This is a genomic window from Rhizobium sp. RHZ01 (genome assembly GCF_014851595.1).
Classification (GTDB): Bacteria; Pseudomonadota; Alphaproteobacteria; order Rhizobiales; family Rhizobiaceae; genus Rhizobium; species Rhizobium altiplani.
Genome location: NZ_JACUZZ010000011.1, coordinates 80,950 through 97,913 on the forward strand (window position 1 = coordinate 80,950; position 16,964 = coordinate 97,913).

General features: G+C 58.3%; 20 protein-coding genes and 2 pseudogenes. 12 read left to right on the forward strand and 10 right to left on the reverse strand.

All coding sequences use genetic code 11. From position 1 onward, the window contains the following. Window positions 1-921: an FAD:protein FMN transferase gene (locus tag IB248_RS13690; protein WP_192241088.1), complete on the forward strand. Its 921-nt coding sequence runs from the start codon at window positions 1-3 to the stop codon at window positions 919-921. A gap of 269 nt (window positions 922-1,190) precedes the next feature. Then, complete coding sequence (locus IB248_RS13695) at window positions 1,191-1,580, forward strand: DUF302 domain-containing protein (protein WP_169683004.1); 390 nt, start codon at window positions 1,191-1,193, stop codon at window positions 1,578-1,580. A 184-nt stretch (window positions 1,581-1,764) separates the two neighbouring features. Here the strand turns inward: IB248_RS13695 and IB248_RS13700 are convergent, their stop codons facing one another. Continuing rightward, window positions 1,765-2,460, reverse strand: coding sequence for a VIT family protein (locus IB248_RS13700; RefSeq protein ID WP_113164025.1), 696 nt, complete (start codon window positions 2,458-2,460; stop codon window positions 1,765-1,767). A gap of 374 nt (window positions 2,461-2,834) precedes the next feature. Here IB248_RS13700 and IB248_RS13705 point away from each other — a divergent pair, with 374 nt between their 5' ends. Then, window positions 2,835-3,668 (forward strand): universal stress protein, encoded by an 834-nt coding sequence (locus tag IB248_RS13705; RefSeq protein ID WP_169683006.1) that lies wholly within the window; start codon window positions 2,835-2,837, stop codon window positions 3,666-3,668. Window positions 3,669-4,069: 401 nt separating this feature from the next. Here IB248_RS13705 and IB248_RS13710 read toward each other — a convergent pair whose 3' ends face one another. Together IB248_RS13710 and IB248_RS13715 are read right to left on the reverse strand one after the other, a co-directional pair. Then, window positions 4,070-4,351 (reverse strand): hypothetical protein, encoded by a 282-nt coding sequence (locus IB248_RS13710; RefSeq protein WP_169683008.1) that lies wholly within the window; start codon window positions 4,349-4,351, stop codon window positions 4,070-4,072. A gap of 131 nt (window positions 4,352-4,482) precedes the next feature. Then, window positions 4,483-4,701, reverse strand: a complete 219-nt coding sequence (locus IB248_RS13715) for a hypothetical protein (protein ID WP_169683010.1) — start codon at window positions 4,699-4,701, stop codon at window positions 4,483-4,485. A 23-nt stretch (window positions 4,702-4,724) separates the two neighbouring features. Here IB248_RS13715 and IB248_RS13720 point away from each other — a divergent pair. Next, a pseudogene (locus IB248_RS13720) lies at window positions 4,725-5,864 on the forward strand (AarF/ABC1/UbiB kinase family protein). On the opposite strand, the gene IB248_RS13725 reads toward IB248_RS13720, so the two are convergent. The 3 genes from IB248_RS13725 to IB248_RS13735 form a co-directional block, all read right to left on the reverse strand. Next, entirely contained in the window at window positions 5,816-6,727 is a 912-nt protein-coding gene (locus IB248_RS13725) for a phosphatase PAP2 family protein (RefSeq protein ID WP_246733763.1), read from the reverse strand. The pseudogene IB248_RS13720 and the gene IB248_RS13725 sit on opposite strands and share 49 nt — an antisense overlap. A gap of 661 nt (window positions 6,728-7,388) precedes the next feature. Continuing rightward, window positions 7,389-7,814: a metalloregulator ArsR/SmtB family transcription factor gene (locus IB248_RS13730; protein WP_192241089.1), complete on the reverse strand. Its 426-nt coding sequence runs from the start codon at window positions 7,812-7,814 to the stop codon at window positions 7,389-7,391. Further along, on the reverse strand, window positions 7,811-8,458 hold the full coding sequence (locus IB248_RS13735) for a peroxiredoxin (RefSeq protein ID WP_169683014.1): 648 nt from the start codon (window positions 8,456-8,458) through the stop codon (window positions 7,811-7,813). Before IB248_RS13735 ends, IB248_RS13730 begins: the two co-directional genes overlap by 4 nt. 107 nt (window positions 8,459-8,565) lie before the next feature. Between IB248_RS13735 and IB248_RS13740 the strand changes: the two genes are divergently transcribed. The 8 genes and pseudogenes from IB248_RS13740 to IB248_RS13775 all read left to right on the forward strand — a co-directional run bounded on the left by IB248_RS13740 (window position 8,566) and on the right by IB248_RS13775 (window position 14,270). Next, window positions 8,566-9,504, forward strand: coding sequence for an MBL fold metallo-hydrolase (locus IB248_RS13740; protein ID WP_169683017.1), 939 nt, complete (start codon window positions 8,566-8,568; stop codon window positions 9,502-9,504). A 6-nt stretch (window positions 9,505-9,510) separates the two neighbouring features. Continuing rightward, window positions 9,511-9,939, forward strand: a complete 429-nt coding sequence (locus IB248_RS13745) for a YeeE/YedE thiosulfate transporter family protein (protein WP_025662572.1) — start codon at window positions 9,511-9,513, stop codon at window positions 9,937-9,939. After that, the gene (locus IB248_RS13750) at window positions 9,939-10,379 is read left to right on the forward strand and encodes a YeeE/YedE family protein (protein ID WP_169683019.1); all 441 of its coding nucleotides are present in this window, start codon (window positions 9,939-9,941) and stop codon (window positions 10,377-10,379) included. The genes IB248_RS13745 and IB248_RS13750 overlap by 1 nt, the downstream gene beginning before the upstream one ends. 38 nt (window positions 10,380-10,417) lie before the next feature. Next, entirely contained in the window at window positions 10,418-11,209 is a 792-nt protein-coding gene (locus IB248_RS13755; RefSeq protein ID WP_169683021.1) for a sulfite exporter TauE/SafE family protein, read from the forward strand. A 217-nt stretch (window positions 11,210-11,426) separates the two neighbouring features. Then, window positions 11,427-11,693 carry a PepSY domain-containing protein gene (locus IB248_RS13760; protein ID WP_169683023.1) on the forward strand — a complete coding sequence of 89 codons (267 nt, stop codon included), beginning with the start codon at window positions 11,427-11,429 and terminating at the stop codon, window positions 11,691-11,693. Between the two features lies 1 nt (window position 11,694). Next, window positions 11,695-12,262: pseudogene (locus tag IB248_RS13765) on the forward strand (cytochrome b/b6 domain-containing protein). Next, window positions 12,259-12,936: a response regulator transcription factor gene (locus tag IB248_RS13770; protein ID WP_169683025.1), complete on the forward strand. Its 678-nt coding sequence runs from the start codon at window positions 12,259-12,261 to the stop codon at window positions 12,934-12,936. The pseudogene IB248_RS13765 and the gene IB248_RS13770 overlap by 4 nt, the downstream one beginning before the upstream one ends. Continuing rightward, entirely contained in the window at window positions 12,933-14,270 is a 1,338-nt protein-coding gene (locus IB248_RS13775; protein WP_192241090.1) for an ATP-binding protein, read from the forward strand. The genes IB248_RS13770 and IB248_RS13775 overlap by 4 nt, the downstream gene beginning before the upstream one ends. Before the next feature lie 431 nt (window positions 14,271-14,701). Here IB248_RS13775 and IB248_RS13780 read toward each other — a convergent pair whose 3' ends face one another. From IB248_RS13780 to IB248_RS13790, 4 genes are all read right to left on the reverse strand, one after another. After that, window positions 14,702-14,935, reverse strand: a complete 234-nt coding sequence (locus IB248_RS13780) for a transposase (protein WP_169683029.1) — start codon at window positions 14,933-14,935, stop codon at window positions 14,702-14,704. Window positions 14,936-15,285: 350 nt separating this feature from the next. After that, entirely contained in the window at window positions 15,286-15,567 is a 282-nt protein-coding gene (locus IB248_RS31730) for a hypothetical protein (protein ID WP_246733765.1), read from the reverse strand. Window positions 15,568-15,576: 9 nt separating this feature from the next. After that, the gene (locus IB248_RS13785) at window positions 15,577-15,876 is read right to left on the reverse strand and encodes a DUF982 domain-containing protein (RefSeq protein ID WP_169683031.1); all 300 of its coding nucleotides are present in this window, start codon (window positions 15,874-15,876) and stop codon (window positions 15,577-15,579) included. 70 nt (window positions 15,877-15,946) lie between these two features. Continuing rightward, window positions 15,947-16,423, reverse strand: a complete 477-nt coding sequence (locus tag IB248_RS13790; protein WP_169683033.1) for an Hsp20 family protein — start codon at window positions 16,421-16,423, stop codon at window positions 15,947-15,949. Window positions 16,424-16,964 lie beyond the last annotated feature (541 nt).

The following is a 16,964-nucleotide window of genomic DNA, read 5'->3' on the forward strand; positions in this document are numbered from 1 at the left end:
ATGACGCGCTACGCGATGAACGGTCCGACTATGGGCACGCGCTGGTCAGCCCTCTTTCACATGCCATCGGATTTCGATGTCCACCGCGCCCGCAAGGCGATGGCCGACGCCGTGACGGAAGTCGACGAACAAATGTCCACCTGGCGGCCTGAAAGCGACCTTAGCCGCTTGAGTGCCGCAAAGCCCGGTGAATGGGTTTCTCTGCCCGACAGCCTGCTTACCGTGCTGGGAACGGGTCTTAAAATCGGCCAGGCCTCGGGCGGCGCTTTCGATATCGGCATGGGTGACGCCGTCTCCGCCTGGGGTTTCGGCCCGGCGGACGCAAGCGAGGGCCGGATCAAGACCGCCCGTCTAGCGAGACGCAGCCCCGCCTATGATGTTCTGGAGCTAGACAAGGCCGCCGGACGCGCCCGCAAGCACTCAGAGATGTGCTTCGATCTCAATGGCATCGCTAAGGGTTATGGCGTCGATCAACTGACCCGGGCTGCGCGCCAGCTCGGTATCGAAGCCGGCCTGTTCGCCATCGACGGCGAACTGCGAGCGCTTGGCACACAGCCCGACGGTCGCGGCTGGACCGTCGCCGTCGAAATGCCAAACGTGGAAACGCGTGCCGCGCATTCCGTCCTCGTGCTACAAGATGCCGCCGTTGCGACGTCAGGCGACTATCGGCACTGGATCGATGTCGGCGGCCGCCGTCTGTCGCACACCATAGACCCGCACCTCGGCATGCCGCTCAGGCATCCGCCCGCGTCCGCTACCGTGATCGCCTGCGATTGTATGAGCGCCGACGCCTGGGCGACGGCGATGATGGTTCTCGGCGAAGCACGTGGTCTTGCGCTCGCCGAAACGTTTGGGCTGCCGGTTCTCTTCATCGAGCACGACCAGTCGAAAGGGATCGGATGCGGCCTGTTTGCGCGCTGATCGGCGCCGCGAAACAGCCAGCTCAAAAGCTCAACGGTTATGAGCCCTGAAATGAGCCAATCGTACTGAAAGAACCCTTGCTCTCGGGTCGGGCGGCTCGATCCTCAGCATTTCATCGGCATTGCGGCTTGTGGTTTGATCCATCGCAACGTTTGAACCCGGCATTCATCGTATCCTAAAAAACAGTTCCATGCTCGGCGATGATAACGGCTCAAGGAGAGATGCGGAAAGTCTATGTTGAGACGTCCAACTGCCAAAGGAGATATCGTATGACCTACACGCTGGATAGAACCTTGTCGGCAACCAGTTTCGACGATGCCGTCCGCAGGACGAAATCCGCTCTTTCAAGGCACGGTTTCGGTGTTCTGACGGAGATCGATGTCAAGGCAACCATGAAGAAGAAGATCGAGGTCGACATCGACGACTACCTCATCCTCGGAGCCTGCAATCCGCACATGGCGTTCGAGGCGATGAAACTGGAACCGAAGATCGGAGCCATGCTGCCGTGCAATGTCATCGTGCGCGACGTCGGTGGCGGCGAGGTCGTGGTGAGCGCCATCGATCCGGTCGCGTCGATGCATTCGATCGACAATGAAAGGCTGAGCCTTCTGGCAGGCAAGGTCCGCTCGATGCTCGCCGACGCGGTGGCGGAGGTTTGACATCGGATATTGCGAGAGCCGGCTTCCCAAGCCGTTCTGATTGTGGATCCAAACAGCCTGCGCCGACCAGAGAACTTGGATCGGCTTCTCGTTCATTGCGCGACGCGAACCGCAGCATCGGAAGAAGCTCACTTCGTCCGACAAGCCAGGCGTGTAGAAAGGTAGAGTGGGTTGAGGCCGCCTCTCAGACCGCAGTGCCAACCAGCGCACCGATTCCAGCCGTCAATGCCATGGCGAAGGCACCCCAGAAAGTGACCCGGGTGGTGGCTCGCCAGACGTTCGCGCCGCCCGCTTTCGCACCGATTGCGCCCAGCAGCGCGAGGAAGGCCAAAGAAGCGGCTGCAACGGTGTAGATGAGCATCGAGGTGGGTGAAAGGACGACCGTAAGAAGGGGCAATGCGGCCCCTACGGCGAACGTGGCAGCCGACGTCAGCGCTGCCTGAACGGGCCGGGCCGCCGTGTGATCAACAATACCGAGTTCATCGCGCGAATGCGCGTCGAGAGCATCATCACGGGTCAGTTGGGTCGCGACTTGCCTGGCCAGCTCTTGGGTGAGACCGCGTTTGACATAGATTTGCGTCAGTTCCTCGAGCTCCGCTTCGGGCTGCGTCTCCAACTCCATCCGCTCCCGCGCAAGATCGGCTTCCTCAGTATCCGCCTGCGAACTCACCGACACATATTCGCCGGCCGCCATCGACATCGCGCCCGCGGCCAGACCCGCGACGCCCGCCACCAGGATCTGTGACGGTTCCGCCGACGCGGTGGCGACGCCCATGATCAGGCTCGCCGTCGAGACGATTCCGTCGTTTGCGCCGAGGACGGCTGCCCGGAGCCAGCCGATGCGGGAGATCAGGTGATGTTCGGAATGCAGTCTGCCCATGAGTGTCTCCAAGACAAAACCGATTTGACGTGATGAGTGCGAGATTAACAGAAGAGTATAATGTCGATCACGAGCACGGCGTGCGCCAAGCTTGGCGTGCGTGCGAGTCTGGGCTGCATCCCCGCGGTTTCGGCCGTGGTTGATTCACTTCGCGCTCCCATTGTCAAAGGCTCGTCCTCCCGAATTCAATACTGGACCTCGGCCATCAAGGATTTGACTACGATCAACTTACGAAGACTTCCAGTCAAAAGGCAGCCTGTGCGAACTTCCTGTCGGCTTCTTCGGCATTCGCGCAATTGCGTTACATCAATGCCGAGCTGCCAAAACAGATAGATAATTATAATAGTTGCGGTCTCCGAGAGGTGCAGTAGGACATGAAGGCACAGTATTTTCTTCCGCTAGCGACCTATCCCTATTCAAGTTCTGAATTGATCATTTCCAACGCTGTAGCCTTTGCGGGGTACTGTGGCGCAAATCTTCACGTATGCGCATTAAGAGTCGTGATCCCGCACATTCCCAAGGAATGGTCGTCGTTGCTGCTGGATACCCCGAAGATGATCGAGCAGGCCGAAGCTTTGAGCGCAAATCGCGCCGCAAAACTGGTTGAAGCGGCGACCAATCTCGGAGCGAATGCCAAGATCGGATTATTTTGCCGAACAGTCAAAATCAGCTTGCCTCTATTGCACGAGACGGCGGCCGCCGAAGCACGGTTTTTCGATCTGACTATTCTCGAATGTATCCCGGACGTTCCGGATACCCGTACCATTGCCGAAGCGGTGATATTCGGCTCCGGCCGGCCGGCCATCATCTTTCCCAACAAGACCCTTGCAGGCCCAATCGACCATTTGGTTATTGCCTGGGACGGAAGCCGAGCAGCCGCTCGGGCGGTCAACGATGCAAGGCCGCTCATTCGCATGGCCCGGCGTGTCTCGGTGTTGTCTCTGACGGGCGAAAAGCCGCTGCCGGAGACGACCGGGGCACATCTTGCTGAGATCTTGGTTTCGGGCGGTGTCAATGCCAGCGCCACGGTAGCTCGGTTCACCTCGTCATCCATCGGCCTCAGCATTCAGCAGGCCGCGTTGGAACTTGGCGCCGATATTCTGGTGATGGGAGGATTTGGGCACTCGAGGTTGCGAGATTTTGTCCTTGGAGGAGCAACCGATGGCGTCTTGCACGTACCTCTTTTACCTGTCCTCATGTCACATTGACGAACTGTGAAGATTTCTTCTCCGCCATCGCAGCCAACGCATCTGCGCCTGAATGGGCGGTCCGAATGATCGGAGTGGTCCCAAACCTAGCCTCATATGACCTCGCGTATGGAAAGTCGCGATCGGGAACCGGCTTGAACCCACCGCATGTCTCGACAGCCCTCTCGCAAAATAGTTCGTCGAGATTTGCGCGGACGCCTGTACAACGCCGGGGTCAAGTCCCCCCTCAAGCGAAATCAATCGCGGGGGTGAGGCGGCTGCGATAGGTCGTGCCGAATTCCGCCATAGGCGGCAACGGCCAGAGGTATGAATATTTGGACTTCCTCGGGCACCGTCTCGCCGTCCTGTTGGCACGGGCAAACATGCGCCCATAACATCTGCGAAAGATAGGCGTTGGGATGTCAGCGCAAATGGTGCCGCCGCTTCCAATCAGTCACGTCGGCCTCACTAATCCGGATGGACCGCCCCATAGCGACCGGGTGCAGAAGCTTCGCCTCCGCGATATCGCACAATGTCTGCACGTTTTCCTGGAGACGTGTTTCATCCGCGCGTGGCGGCGATCCAAGCGCCATCAGAGCCTTTCGATCGACCAGCACCGTCTTTTGTTCGCCCCCGCTTTCGAGCATCACGATGCCGTTTTCGCCGGAGGATTTGAGAAACGCGGTGAGAAATCTGACGGACATGTTAACAACCTCCTCCCGCCGACTGCCCCGTCTAACTTGGACGAGCCAAGCGCTCTTGTGACATCCAGCAACTGCGCTGATCCAGAACGATTGAATTCTAGGCGAACAATGACAGAGTTCTTTGATCAGGATCAAAGTCTGTGGGCCACGCCGTCGGATCCATGTTTTTGGGCCTTCCGCTGCCTGCCTTGCCATGACATTCCTTGAATTCCGGAAGGTGGCGTCGCCCAGGCGAGCGTCGGATTGGGATGATGCGGATCGACCGCGGTCGTTTGTGCGGCGGCGCCGACGGTGCTGGCGACAGCGACAAAAGTGGCAAGCGTGGCCGGACGCAGCAATGCAGTGATCATCAGGGCATTCTCCTCTCGTCGCCGTGCTAGAAATCGAGCACGGCCTCGGCAAATCCCTAGCGGAGTTGTTTGCGGACTTCGAGGAAACGCCACTTGCAGCGGCGTCCGTCGCGCAGGTGCACGCCGCACACTTGCACGACGGACGAAGCGTCATCGTCAAGGTTCGCCGGCCTGGCCTGAAACGCCAGGTCAATCAGGACATGCGTTCACTCTTCTGGCTGGCGCGCGTGGCTACGGTGATCATGCCGCGCCTGCGCCACTACCAGCCGCTGCGCATCATCACGGAGATATGGACAAACCTCCTGAAGGAGATAGATTTTTGCCGCGAGGCAAGAAGCGTCAGGCACTTCGTGGCGGCCTTCGCCGATTGGCCGGCGCTCGAAATTCCAGATGTGGTCGACGACCTGGTCGCAGAGACCGTGATCGTACAGCAGCGGAGCAGCGGGCTGCGGATCGACGACGCATCTTTGAAATCCGCCGGTCCTCGCCTCGCAGCAAACTTCGTCGACGCCTATCTGCATCAAATTTTCGTATAGGGCGTCTTTCACGGCGACCCTCATCCGGGAAACATCCTTATCACTGAAGACGGGCGGCTCTGCCTCCACGATTTCGGGATCGTCGGATTTCTTGACAAGGCCATGCGCCGCAAGCTTGCCGCCTTTGCTTTGGCCTTCGTTCGCCAGGACGCCGACTGGCTCCTTGAGGCCGCAATAGATCTTGGCATCCTGGGGGGAGACCTGGACCGAAGCGAGTTTCGCCGCGGCCTTGTGGAGATCATTGGCGACTATGCCGCACTGCCGCTCAAGGACTGGTCCCTGGCCGAAGCTTTCCTGCGAGTGACGCGGCTCGGACAGGCGCAGAATGTCTTTGTCCCGCTTGACCTTCTCATTCTAATGCGGGCGATGTTTCTCGCCGAACACACCGTGCGCATCCTCGATCCTAATCTGTTCGTCTGGGAGACGGTTGCTGTCCTCTCAATGGGCCAGAGCTCAGAATGGACTATTTCAACGGCACAAGGTGAAGACCGGCGCCCCTCTGCTGGTCATCGGGCCACCGCACTCACTGGAATCTTGCAAAATCAGTCGGACACGTCGTATATCGAACTCACTTCTGCCTATCCTCCCGAAGTGATGTCCCCGCCCCCTCTTAGGGAACGGGTCTGAAATAGTCCACCAACTTCTTGGGGCTTGCAGGATCCTTCAGAGCGGGCTGTTTGCGACCCATCAACGGAGGTTCGACGCCACCGGCCCCGCAAAGAACGCTCGCTCGCCTTTTTTGAACTTCTATCCCAACCGGCAAGGATCTTACTTTCCAAAATAAGCATCCCCATGAATACGATTACCGCCAGAAGCCACCCGAGAAGCGCGTCGGAAGCGTAGTGAGATCCAACCGCGACACGCAAAGCCGCCATGGTTGTGGAAGCAATAATCAACGGCGGTGCAATCCACACGCGAGCATTAGCCGGAACCAAGAAAAGAAGGCACAACAGCCAGCCCGCTCCCGACGCTTCTCCGGACACGAATGAGCAGTTTCGGGTGCACTCGCCGACGAACGTTCCGGCGGCAGTAAAATCCAGATTTCCGCCAAAGAGATTCGTTTGGAAGGGCCTCGGTCTACCGGAAAAAGTCTTCAGGAACGAATTCACCAATAGGCCAGGTCCGACACCAAGACTGATCAACGCCACCAAAAGGCGCGTCATCGGTAGATGTTCCCGCAGCTGTCTCGAGAAGGCGCCGATCAATCCCATCACAACGATGAGCATCGCGGCGACGTATGGAAGGAGGTAGAGCATCCAACGAATACCCTTGAACACTTCCATTCGACGAAGCGGGAAATATCCGCATTCGACCCCGGAAAGAGCCCCAGCGCAAAGTGGCCCTCTGAAGAACGCCGAGGACACGCTGATATCGATAGTGGGATGAGTGTAGAATGTCGCAAGCAAGGTAAACCAAGCCACGATCAAGGCGAAGAACATCGTTACCGATGGTGTTGCGCAGTACGACTGGTGGCGTGCCTGGGATATCATTGTCTTAGCGCTCGAAGCCGATGGTTGCCCCTTTATCCAACGCCACCATAGCCTGACAGCTACCCGAAACCGCTTAAGAACGGCAATTTTGTTCTCGGAAACCAGTCTGTTGCTCTCTTTCTTCGCCCCTAGTCTGTGACAGCGTCCTGCACTGAAAGGCAGGAAGCTTTGGGCCCAGAATAGGAGGCTGTGTAGATAGATCCCAATCCAAGCGCCATATCTTCCTGTCGTGACAACAGATCGCTGAGCGACGCCTCCATTTGCGGCGTGAAGATGTTGGCAAGCCATTAGGGCGGCGATCGTCAAAACTCAACGTCTTCGCGATCAAATCGAGAGTGGGCCGTGGTGACTGCAATTGGTTCTGCATATCTTCCTTGAAACTACCGCCTGGAGTGGCACCCAAGCGGACACGGGAGACGCATGGGGCGCTGCCGCCCAGGTATGAGCTGGATTTTCGCCTCTGTTTGATTTGCATTTCGTCCGGATACCCCATCCCCATCATCACTTTTGGATCACTGCAGAAGAACGAGTCCCTTGGATCAGGCGCAGAATGCCTTGGCGGTCCTGTTGGTCACCTGATCGCCTACGGCTGCTAGCGCCCTACCGAGCATGGTCGAGCGACGCTTCGAAACCGAGCATCTCCATCCGGCACCCTCCAAATTCAGTCCATCTTCTCCAGTCGCGCCCAGTGCGCCATTTCTCCCGGAATAGCAGCCCCGGCCCCCGCACGGGATTGTCGTTTGGCGGGACTAACCGGCGCGATCTGCGCGTCACTTTTCGGTCCAACCTCACAGAACATCTGCGTGAGCATACTCATGACGGCCGCGACGCGCCCATCGGAGATCGAGTAGTAGACTTGGCGCGAGTGGCGACGGGTCTCGACCACGCCCGCCTGGCGAAGTTCCGCGAGTTGCTGCGAAAGCGCCGGCTGCTTAAAACCGAGTTCTTCCTGGATCTCGCCGACAGAACGCTCTCTTTGCGCAATGCAGCAAAGAAGCATCAGCCGGCTTGGTGTGCTGAACAGTCGCATGAACTCGGCAGCCTCAACGGCCTTCTCCTGCATTTCTTCCAGAGCAGCGCCGCTCATCCGCGTCGCTCCCGGTAGTACCAGGACTCGCCTTTGCGAAGGTCGTTGCCTTCATCCATTGAAGCCGCAGCAGGCTCAAGCAGTGCTTCCCCATGCTTCCAGCCCTCGGGCGTCAGAGCCCCTTCCCTTTCCGAGGTCTGCAATGCCTCGACAAGACGGAGGAGCTCGCCTACCGATCTCCCGACATTCATCGGATACCAGACGATGGCCCGGATGATCCCCTTCGGATCGACCACGTAGGTGGCACGCACGGCCCCGCTATTTTCGGAAGAACTATCCAACATGCCATAGGCTCTGGCGATCACCATCGCCGAATCTTCGATCAACGGAAATTTAACCTTCACTCCAAAGCTGTGCTCGATGTCGCGCAGCCAAGCGACGTGAGAATAGAGGCTGTCGATGGACAGGCCGAGAAGGTCGCAGTTTAGTTTGGAAAAGCTCTCATGGGCACGAGCGAATGCGATTAGCTCGCTGGTGCACACTGAGGTGAAGTCGGCCGGGTGAGAGAAAAACAAGAGCCATCGTCCCCGATAGCTCGAGAGCGACACTTCCCCGCCTGTGGAGCGCGCAACAAAGCCCGGCGCCCTGTCATTGATCCGCAAAGCCCCTGACGCGGCCTCCATATTTTCAGTCGTCGTGTCCATTCCTACCCCTGTCTATCGGACAGTATCGCAAAGCCGTTCGACATCAAAGTACATGCTTGCATGTTTAATGTAAATATGTATTTTAGCTTTACCAAATGGAGTAGGCCATGCCCAGCTCGGCTATAGACACCCCTCTTTCACATGCGTCCGGGATCGTCCGGGAAGCTCTTCAAAATCATTCGAAGCGGCCTGACGTTCGATCATTCTTCGATCCTTCGACCTTCACCGTCAGCCATGTCGTCCGCGATCCGAACTCGAACGCCTGCGCTATCATCGACAGTGTGCTCGACTACGACCCAGCATCCGGGCGAACGACAAACGTGTCCGCTCGTGCCCTTATCGATTACGTGAAATCCGAAAGTCTCGAAGTTCAATGGCTTCTCGAGACGCATGCGCATGCCGACCACTTGTCGGCCGCGCCGCTCCTTCAAGTTGAACTCGGCGGCCAGCTCGCCATCGGCCGCGAGATCGTTCGCGTCCAGGAGGTCTTCGGTAAGATCTTCAATGCCGGCACGGAGTTTCAAAGAGACGGCAGCCAGTTCGACCAGCTCTTCCAGGACGGCGACCGCTTTAAGATCGGCGATCTGAATGCGACGGTTCTTCACGTTCCCGGCCACACGCCCGCCTGCCTGGCCTACGTCGTCGGCGATGCCGTCTTTCCCGGCGACACCCTGTTCATGCCCGATTACGGCACGGCGCGCTGCGACTTTCCGGGTGGTGACGCCCGCACGCTTTACCGGTCCATCAGGCGCCTGACCCAACTTCCCGACGAGACGCGTATGTTCATGTGCCATGATTACAAGGCATCGAAGCGCGACGACTACGCCTGGGAGACGACCATCGGCGCCGAACGCACAGGCAACATCCACGTGCATGAGGGAGTGACCGAAGACGACTTCGTCAAGATGCGCAACGATCGCGATGCCACGCTAGCGATGCCGAAGCTGATCCTCCCCTCCGTGCAGGTGAACATGCGTGGGGGCAAACTACCCCCGGCCGAGGACAACGGCATTCACTATCTGAAGATTCCAATCAACGCACTGTAGGCACTCATGTCTCACTTGAACTACATCTGGCCGCTTTCCGGCGGCCTTCTGATCGGCCTGTCAGCAGCACTTTACCTGCTACTCGACGGCCGCATCGCAGGCATATCCGGCTTGACTGCCTCTGCCTTCGGCTGGACGGGTGCTGGCGTCAGTCCCCTGGGCATCGGCTTCATTGGCGGGATCGTCGGCGGCGCTGGCATCGCGTTCACCTATATTCGGCATGCCGAGTTGATGATCGTATCGTCGCCAATCCTTCTCATTGCCGGGGGCCTGCTCGTAGGCTTCGGCACACGACTGGGCTCGGGCTGTACCAGCGGTCACGGCGTCTGCGGTCTGGCAAGATTGTCGCCGCGTTCGCTCGTTGCCACAGCGACTTTCATGGCGGTTGCGGCAGTGACTGTCTACATGATGCGCCATCTGATTGGAGGGCTGTGATGACCAGCCGTATCCTTGCTTCGATCTTCTGCGGCATTCTTTTCGGCATTGGCCTGGTCGTGTCGGACATGGTCAACCCGGCTCGCGTGCTTGCCTTCCTCGACGTCGCCGGAGACTGGGATCCGTCTCTCGCCTTTGTCATGGGCGGCGCGTTGATCCCCTCGTCCGTAGCCTATGCGATTAAGCAATATCGATCACGCCCGGCCTTCGATACAGAATTTCACGTTCCGACTAGCCGCTCTATAGACGCCAGGCTCGTCTTGGGCTCGGTTCTCTTCGGCCTGGGATGGGGCCTAGTCGGTTTCTGCCCCGGCCCGGCGATCGCATCACTCGTCACCGGGCGCTGGGAGACCGTTCTGTTCGCTATGGCCATGATTGCGGGCATGTTCGCCTACCGCATCGCCAAATCAAGGCTAAGCGCGCCACTTCGCTTTAGTTGAGTATGAGGAGGCCGCGCGGCGGCCCAAAAACCATCGCCATGTACCTCGATGCAATGCAATATATTCTTGGGACCGTTTCCGGCGGACTTGTAGGCTTCACCCTTGGGATGTTCGGCGGTGGCGGTTCAATCCTTGCCGTTCCACTCATGGTCTACTTCGTCGGCGTTCCGAGCGCTCACCTCGCAATCGGGACGAGCGCCTTTGCAGTTGCCGCCAATGCATTTGCAAATCTCCTCGGGCATGCGAGGCTTGGCAATGTCAAATGGCGATGCGCTGGCGTCTACAGTGTCGCGGGCATCATCGGAGCCTTCATCGGGTCGACCGTCGGCAAGATGATCGACGGACAGAAGCTGCTTGTCTTTTTCGCACTTCTCATGCTTGCGGTCGGTTTCCTGATGCTCCGCAAGCGCGGAGCGGAAGGCGATCCAGGTGCGCAATGCTCACGAGGAAACGCGCACAAGGTGGTCGGTTTTGGCGGACTGACAGGTGTGTTCTCCGGCTTCTTCGGTATTGGTGGCGGCTTTCTCATCGTTCCAGGTCTGATCGCCTCGACCGGAATGCCGATCCTCTTCGCAATCGGATCGTCACTCGTCGCCGTCGCTGCATTCGGATTGACGACGGCGCTCAACTACGCCCTGTCCGGATATGTTGACTGGTTGCTCGCAGCGGTTTTCATCGCCGGCGGCGTGGTCGGAGGATTGGTTGGTGCCAATCTCGCCCGACATCTTTCGGCGCGTAAGGGGCTTTTGAACAGCCTTTTTGCGGCCCTAATCTTCGTCGTTGCCGCCTACATGCTTTATCGAAGCGCCGGGCAGACATTGGGTGCGTAGTATCGGATACGAAAATCGACCCTTGCCTGTCGGTCAGATTGTCCGCACGCTGCCGCGGCCTATTGTGATGCTTGGGCTACCGACCGGAACGCCGCGCCGGCGCGAGCGGCAAAACAACGCTCGGCGGATCATCGCGCATCGCACAGGAAATCGACAGCTTCGCAGCCTTAACGATGTGCCTGTCGCCCGCAACGGGTATCAACAGAGGACATTGTTCATGACGCTGAAACTTATCACCGCAATCGCCATCGCATCCGCAACGCCCGCCCTGGCGCTCGCAAGCCCGAGCTGCACCGGTGAACCGAAGTCCAACTGGATGTCCGAAGGAACCATGAAGGCGAAGATCGACGCCATGGGCTACAAGGTGAAGACGTTCGAGGTTACGGGCAACTGCTACGAAATCTACGGCAAGGATAAGAGCGGCAACCGTGCCGAGGTCTATTTCAATCCCGTTTCCGGTGCCATTGTCCAGAAGGGGGACTGAGATGACGATGGTCTCACCGCAGAAGGAGGGCTTAGCGCCCTCCAACACTGCCCAGCGCATGATCAAGGTGTGGGATCCTGTTGTGCGGTTGTTTCATTGGACGGTGGTTGCGGCATGCATCCTCAATCTCGTTGTGCTCGAGGAGGGAAAGTACTGGCACCGCGTCACAGGATACGTCGTTGCCACCGCCATCGCCGTCCGCGTCGTTTGGGGGGTTCATTGGCACGAAGCACTCCCGTTTCGTTGATTTCTTGCCGACGCCTTCGAAGGTGATGGGGCACATCCTGGACATCCTCGATCGGAACGAAAAGCGCTACGTTGGCCATAATCCGTTAGCTTCAGTGATGATGCTTTGCCTGATGGCATTGCTGGCCGCAACGACGCTGACGGGCTGGATGACGACGCTCGACGCCTTCTGGGGAGAAAAGTGGCTGGAGGAATTGCACAGCGCAATCGCCAACAGCATCATGGTCCTCGCTTTCATCCATGCCGGCGCCGCTGTCATCGAAAGCTGGAGACACAGGGAAAATCTGGTCTGGTCGATGGTTACAGGTCGAAAGAAGGCATGAGAATTCTGCTGATCGAGGACAGCTTACGGCTTCGCGACCTACTTTGCGAAGCTATCAGGAGCGTCGGTTGGAAAATCGACGCCTTCGCGACGGCGCAGGAAGGACGTCTCGCTCTCAACGGAGCGGAGTACGATCTTCTCCTTCTTGATCTCGGCCTGCCCGATGAAGACGGAATCGATGTTCTGAAATCACTGCGAAGTGCAAAGGTTCAGACGCCCGTTCTCGCGTTGACGGCCCGCGGCGCGATCGACGAGCGCATCGTTGGCCTGGATGCAGGCGCGGATGACTATCTTGCGAAGCCTTTCCACAATGGCGAACTGATCGCGCGCATTCGTGCTCTCATGCGGCGAGCTCCCCTCACCACCATGCCAATATTGGAGTTTGCTGAACTTCGACTCGATGTCGCTTCGCGATGCCTAACCTGCGCCGGCGCCGAGATCGCACTGGCCCCATCGGAAAAGGATCTGCTCGAACTTCTGATGCGCAATGGCGGCAAGGTCGTCTCCAAGGCTAAGATAGAGCATGCGTTTTCAGAATTCGGCGACGAAAGAAGCAGCAATGCGGTCGAGCTCGCGATATCGAGGCTGCGCAAGAAGCTCGAAGGGCATCCGACCGGCTCTTCGATCGAGACCGTCCGAGGTGTCGGCTACATGATGCGAGAGGAAAGCGCATGAGCCGCTCGCATCCTACCCTGGGTGTGATTCTGACGAGACGGATTGCGTTCTTTGCCGTACTTGCCGTGGTCCTGCAGCTTGCCGTGATCTTCTCCGACTACTACTGGAATGTCGGCGAGCTATCGCGTCTGTTTGTCGAACAGGAAACTGAGCGGCTTGCCTCGGGCATCACCATCGATGGCCAAGGCGTGCAGTATCGGCTCCCCGAGAACCTCAGGCAGCGCTACCAGGAGCGGTCGACCGGCTACGTTGCTCGAATTCGCGACGCCGGCGGCGCGCTGGTATTCGAGTCTTGCGACGATGCCTGCGAAAACCGCTTTCTTCCTGCCGATGTCAATCCTCCCGATTTCTGGCTAAGGTCTCTGCGGCCCGGCAAGCCGTTGGCGCTGGTGGGAGGTCGTGCATTCGTGGTTGGTAATCAACGGTTCGTCGTCGACGTCGCAACAATCGACGATCCGCAAAACGTCGTCACCTCGGTCTTCTGGAAGGAAGTCATCGAACATATGCTGGTGCCGATGAGCATCTTGCTGGTCCTGGTTCTCGGCGCCACCTTGCTCTCCGTACGACAGGCATTGAAGCCCGTGCGAGCCGCAGCCGACGCGGCTGATAACATTGATCCCATGGATGCAAATTCGCATCTGAATTTCGATGCGATGCCGCGCGAGGTCGCCCATCTCGCTATCGCCGTCAATCGCGCTTTTGAGCGCGTAGGCGAACTGATGACGTCACAGAAGGTTCTTACATCAGGCATAGCTCACGAAATCCGCACGCCACTTGCGGCCATAAAGCTTGAACTGGCAAACATCGACCATCCGCGTGCTCGCAAAGCGGAAGCCGATCTGGATGACCTCGTACGCTTCGTCGCAGAACTGACGACCCTCGCCCGGCTTGATAGCTTCGATCATGGCATGTTTGAGACCATCGATCTCGTAGCGCTTTCGTCCTCCGTCGTCGAGCAACTCGCTCCGTGGGTCTATGGGCAAGTTCATTCCCTCGAGTTTTACCCTCAAGTCGAAACCGCCCTCGTTCAAGGGGCGCCGGCGCTGCTGAAGGACGCGTTGCGCAATCTCATCGAAAACGCCGTGCGCCATACGCCGACCGGAACTGATATTCTTGTGTACGTGGGGAGCAATACGGTTCGTGTCGAGGATCGGCATCGAGGTGGTATGCGGCGAGAAACCAGCGCGTCCCGCTGCAGTGACAGCCTGGGCATCGGTTTGAAGATCGTCAGACGAATAGCTGAACTGCACCGAGGCTCGCTTCGCCAGTCTACTTCCAAGCTGGGGCACGTCTTCGAGATAACTTTCGGCAACCCCGACCCGAAACATGCCTAAGAGGCGGGTCTGTTCTCGGCGCAAAATGCCGAGTCATTTCTCAGTGCAAACCTATGGCCCGCCCTGTTCGCGAGTAGAATTTTAGATCCCTGCAGTCTGCTTCAACGTTTTCGGTCTCACGGTCACGCCGCGGCCAAGATGGATATTCGCACGTCCGGAGCCTCAATAATCAACGCGGCTTCAACGAGCCATTTGCACTGCTGGGCTTTCCGCACGCCGGTCGACAGTCGGGCCATCTATAGTCCTTCTCGCAAACATCATGGGCCGTGAGGACGCGCAGCCAATCCTCCCTACTAAGCTGGCGCCATGCCATAAGTTCGCTCGAACGGTCGGTCCTTACGGAGAACTGCCCAAGCGATACGGGCGAGCTTGTTTGCGAGCGCGACGATCGCCACGTTGCGATGGATGCCTCGAGAAAGTAACGCGCGAAGCTAATGTCCGATGGGTGTATTGCTTTGACTGAGTGCAGGCATTGCCGCTCGCGCGCCGTGCACGACTAGGGTTCTGAGGTAGACGTTGCCGCGCTTCGGGATACCGAGCAGACGGGGCTTGCCTCCGGTCGTAAACTGCCACGGAACGCGGCCTAGCCATGCACTGAGATCGTGAGCACGATCGAAGCTGGTGGCATTGCCTATTGCAGCAACCAGGGTCGAGGCGTTCAGCACTCCAATACCCAAGTGTGGCCCGTTGGGCGGCCAGGTCGTTTGCCAGGCTGCGCTTTATGGAACTGGCTCGCGGAGCAATCTCATTATCGTCCGCTTTGTCGGCCAGACGACGCACCAAGCGCCACCAATTTCCCCTAACCACCGCTTTTGCCTCGCCCCATATGGCCATGCCCTCGCACACGACACCGAGGCGATCGCCGCTGCTAGTAGAGCCTTCGCGACTAACGCCCGTTCGCGAGCCGGAGTCATTAAACTCCGTAGAGCCTGGCGGCGACGAACAACGCTCGCTTGTTGGTGCACCGTCAAGCAGCTGCGGAAGTCGCCGAGATAGACGGCCTGACAGCCTGATCTCAGGTATCGTAGCGCCGATCGAGTTCTCTGAGGGCAGACTGAACCTCATCGATCGAAACTGGCTCCGGTGTTCCTGGAACGTGACGGAGAGACGGTTTCGAATCGATCGCGTAAAAGTCCGAAGCCCATGCCGCGAGGATAGTTCGCTTATCATCGACAGAAAGTACTGGCGCCCTTACCACATCGATTGGCCGTCGAAACAGCAGACCTTGCGGCGCTAGAACTGTTGGCCCGATCGCCATGGCATTGCTGGCAGCCAGCTCCAACATCTTGTCCATCATCGATTTACCTCAGCGTATGTGCGGATCCCTGTCCCGGCGCAGGCGAGACGCAACGAGGACGTTGGTTTCCGGCGCCAGCAGATCGTGCTTTTCAGCAAAGGCGGCAAATAGGCCGCGGGCGGTCTCCGCTTCGATTTCACCGCGCAGCGCAGCTCCGCATGCCTTAAGCGCAACGGAGTGCGCGCTATCTCTGAGCGCCTCAGGCCACTCGACGAGATGCCTGTAGGCATCCATCGCGCTGCGAACTTCGGCCGGAAAGCCCAGGCCGACCAGAATAGAAACAGGCTCTTTGAACATATCGGGTTTCATTACGCTCTCCTTTCCAACCCGCGATGTTGACGGGCGCCGCCGCAGCGACGCCCTCCTTGAGGGGTTCTACTTAGGCGGCCTTCTGCGCTTCGATCTGCGTGGGAGAAGCCGACGGCTCAACACTTGAAGCGGTCTCGATGGCGATTTTCCGCGGCTTCATTTCCTCCGGAACCTCACGAACGAGATCCACGGACAGGAGACCGTTCTTTAAATCCGCTCCGTTCACCCTGACATGGTCGGCCAGCTCGAACCGGTGTTCGAACGGCCGGCCGGCTATGCCGCGATGAAGGTAGGCTTCGGCAGCCGCCTCCTGCTTCGTGCCGGTCACGGTCAGAAGGTTGGACTGGAATGTTATGTCGAGATCGTCCAAGGCGAAACCTGCCACCGCTATTGAGATCCGATAGCTGTCATCGCCAGTCTTGACAATGTCATAGGGCGGCCAGTCGTTGATCGAGCGGGCGCGCTGAGCATTTTCGAGAAGATTGAAGACCCGATCGAAACCGACGCTGGATCGGAACAGCGGTGCATAGTCGTAGGATGTTGCCATAGCCATATCCTCCTTGAAGCAACATGGGTACGGAGCGCCGAAAGATGGCGCTTCCAGCAAGGCCAGCCCTATCCTCAGCGGCTGGCGGATATCGATTTGGTTTTTGAAAACTTCGGATTCAAGAGCTGCGCTTGAGAAAAATTAGCGTGTTTCAGTCCTGGCGAAGCATACAATCGAGCTCATAGCTTGGAGCTATATTCTGTATATCGCGCAAGCCTTCACATAAGGCGGGCGCAGATTGCCGCCGTCGGTCCCACCACGGAATTCAAACCCGACAATCACAGGCGCAGAACGACATTAAAGGCACATCGTCACGCCATCTCTGGTGCTCCGATGTAACAGCGATTGAAATCCTCCTCGATGGCGACTGTTCACTATCGTACACCCCAGCGAAACCCAGACCGGGGGGATTTGTCCGCATCCGATCACGGGACGTGCTTGTTTCCTCCTCGAGCGGAGTGCCCTTATCGACGACGCGTGGGTTCGGATATATTTGAAACCTGACCGCCCGCCATTCATCTAGCAGCCATAGCCATCTTTA